Consider the following 2,141-nt stretch of genomic DNA (forward strand, 5'->3'; position numbering starts at 1 on the left):
TGGCCGGCGCCGAGCCGAGGAAACTGCGCTATCGGATCCTGCATGTCGCAGCCCGCCTCACCCGCGGCGGCCACCGCCTACGACTGCGAATCTCCGCGACCTGGCCCTGGAGACACGAACTGACCACAGCCTTCCACCGGCTCGCCGCCCTGCCCCGCCCAGCCAGCTGACGGCTACCCGTCCTATCCGCCCACGACCTCAAGGACCACGGAGAACCCGACCACCGCGCCGGGACTTCGCCATGCCCAAAAGACAAAAGACGCCTCGAACGTCCAGCAGTCGATGTTCAGAGACATCTCATCACCGCAACCGAAACAGCGAGGCTAGTGGACCTGTGGCACCGGTGGCAGAGCGCGGCCGGGCGGCCCTGGGAAGGGCCGGGGACACGTGCGTACCTTTCGTACGAGATCGTGCGAGGCATTCGCAGCAATCGGAAGGGCTACGACGAGGCCCGAGCCGAGGCAGCGCGCCTGATCGCCTCCTGGGAGGAACAGGTCCAGGTGGCAGCGACGCCGGCTGACCGGGCACCTAGATGCCGGCTGGCGGCGCAGGTGCCGGAAGCATCCGAAGCCATGCCACGTCATGGTGTCCGGGACTTCCTGGACGGGCTGGATACGTGGACGCTCGGTGCGCTGCTCACGTGGACCGTTGATGCCGACTGGGGCAGCGGCGTCCTCACCCTGGAAGTGCCCGATCTCGTCGCCGAACGGCTGCTGAGCCCGGTGAGCAGCCTTCCGTGCAGCCCAGCCGCCGCGGCGCCGGATCTGCCCGAACGTGACCGCGGTCCAGGAAGGGAGCCGGGCATCGTTCGGCCGGGTGTCTTCGATGACACCCCGGTCTTCGACCGGCGCCCGGTCACCCTCGATCACCTCCGTGCGCTGCGTATACTTGGGACCGGTGCCGACGGGCTTTACCTTGTCTTCTCGGCGAGCGGGGGAGCTGAAGTATTGCCTCTGGACACCATTGAGAAGCGGCTGGCCAAGGGGTGGCTGGGCGTCCTCATCGCAGGTGCTCGTGACCTGCCCGGAAGCGTGCTCGGACCGCAGGAGCCGGAACACGGTCCCGAGCCGGAGGCGGGTGAGGCCCAGCTGTCCGGTCGCGGCCAGGGCGTCCACGATCCGGATTTCGGCGAAGGACTGGGTCTTGCCGAGGGCACACGCCGGACCCTTCGCCAGACGTATGCCACCGAAGACCGGAACCTGAATCTTCGCCTGCTGGCCCTGGCGCGCGGCGCGCACGACCTGCGAAGCCTGGACGCCGAACGGCCTGGCGGGCTGCCGGTGGCCGTATGGCACGGCCTGCTCACCGAGGACCGTCTCAGCCTCGCGCCTTTTCGGCAGCCCGGCAGCGACCGGTGGCGAAGCGGCAGCGGCCTCCCTCTGGGGCCCTTGGCCGCAGTCCAGCTCTACACCACCAACGCCAGCCCTCTGATCGAGGGCAAGGGCCACTCGCCGCTGTGCCGGCACGCCAACGAACGCGCGGTCGTGGCCGGCGACGACCTGCTCACGGTCGCCGACCTCATAGTGCGCACCGACTTCGACTGGTGCAGCAAGTGCGGCGGCTACGCCATGCGCAGGCTCAGCGACACCCAACTGTCCTACTACCGTGCAGCTCACCAACTACACGACATCAAAAGGCGACTCGATTGCGGCACCGGAATCCCCGACACCGAGACCTCCCCGGTGATCGCTCGCCTGGACGAGCTGGCGGCCTGGCAGTCGGGAGAGGACGCAGACTGGTGCAGCAGTGATTCCTCGCAATGGCAGGACACCATCCGAGAGCTCAGGCGCAGGGCCACGAGAACTCACGCCGTGACCGGCCCTGGCGAACCGGCCTCCTGACCAGGCAGCGGCCCTTGGGCGTGCGCCACGCTGCCCTGAGCCTCCCCTCGTAGCGTGGAGTCCCTGACTGCAGGGGAAGTTGAGGGTCATGGCGGAGAAGCGTCGGGTGTTCACGGCTGAGTTTCGTGAGGGGGCTGTACGGATCGTGACGGAGACCGGGAAACCGGTCTCCGAGGTCGCGCAGGACTTGGGGATCAACGAGACGACGCTGGCGAGCTGGGTGTCGCGGGCCAAGCGGGCCGGCAACGGCCGGGGTGAGAGCGAGGCCGAGGAACTCGCTCGGCTGCGGCGGGAGGTCGC

General features: G+C 68.5%; 2 protein-coding genes and 1 pseudogene. All 3 read left to right on the forward strand.

The features are described 5' to 3' along the window. Positions 1-170, forward strand: a pseudogene (locus tag ACIRQP_RS42360) (IS1380 family transposase); the annotation flags it as partial. Between the two features lie 240 nt (positions 171-410). After that, positions 411-1,841 (forward strand): hypothetical protein, encoded by a 1,431-nt coding sequence (locus tag ACIRQP_RS42365; RefSeq protein ID WP_403900811.1) that lies wholly within the window; start codon positions 411-413, stop codon positions 1,839-1,841. An 88-nt stretch (positions 1,842-1,929) separates the two neighbouring features. Further along, positions 1,930-2,141: transposase (locus ACIRQP_RS42370; protein WP_403900813.1), on the forward strand; the 212-nt coding region annotated here is incomplete at its 3' end.

This window comes from Streptomyces sp. NPDC102274 (assembly GCF_044766385.1).
Classification (GTDB): Bacteria; Actinomycetota; Actinomycetes; order Streptomycetales; family Streptomycetaceae; genus Streptomyces.